Source organism: Actinocorallia aurantiaca (assembly GCF_039533685.1).
Classification (GTDB): Bacteria; Actinomycetota; Actinomycetes; order Streptosporangiales; family Streptosporangiaceae; genus Actinocorallia; species Actinocorallia aurantiaca.
In genome coordinates, this window is record NZ_BAAATZ010000064.1 from 1 (window position 1) to 658 (window position 658).

Genomic DNA, 658 nt, shown 5'->3' on the forward strand with positions numbered 1-658 from the left:
GCGAACCTGCCGATTCCGCCGGACGGGTATGCCGGTCATGAGTGGGGGATCGAGATTCCCGGGACGCGCAAGGTGCGGGGTGGGAACTCCTATACCTTCCATCGTCGTCTGCGTCCGGAGGACGTGGTGACGGCGACGTGGGAGATCACGGGTGTGGAGGGCAAGACGACCCGGTCGGGGTCGGAGATGCTCATCGTGTCCTCGCGGGCGAGCTACACGGATCAAGACGGTGGCCTGTTGGCGGAGAACGAGGAGACGATCATCTTCGTGGCGTTGGAGGCGGGCAAGTGACGGCGGGGGCGGTTCACCGGGTGGGGGAGGTCGTGCCGGCGTTGGAGCGGCGGATCGGCTTGTCGGACATGGTGGCGTATGCGGGTGCGACGTGGGATTGGTATCGGCTGCATTACGACCCGGAGTTCGTGAAGGCGGCGCGGGTGCCGGGTCCGGTGGTGGACGGGCAGGTGTTCGGGGCTCTTTTGGTGGAGCAGATCCAGGACTGGCTGGGTCCGCGGTGTTTCGTGCGCAAGTTGGACTTCACGTTCAAGGCGTTGGTGTTCGCCGAGGAGACGGTGCGTTGCGAGGGCAGCGTGGTCGAGGTCGGTGAGGACTATCTGGTGCTGGAGCAGCGGGTCGTGGTCGTCGGCCCGGACGGTGAGGT

2 protein-coding genes are annotated in these 658 nt (G+C 66.1%); both read left to right on the forward strand.

The window, feature by feature from the left end; all coding sequences use genetic code 11:
- The coding region (locus ABD327_RS37385; RefSeq protein ID WP_344458542.1) for an FAS1-like dehydratase domain-containing protein at positions 1-291 on the forward strand (291 nt) is incomplete at its 5' end.
- On the forward strand, positions 288-658 hold a 371-nt coding region (locus tag ABD327_RS37390), incomplete at its 3' end, for a MaoC/PaaZ C-terminal domain-containing protein (protein WP_344458544.1). The genes ABD327_RS37385 and ABD327_RS37390, both read left to right, overlap by 4 nt.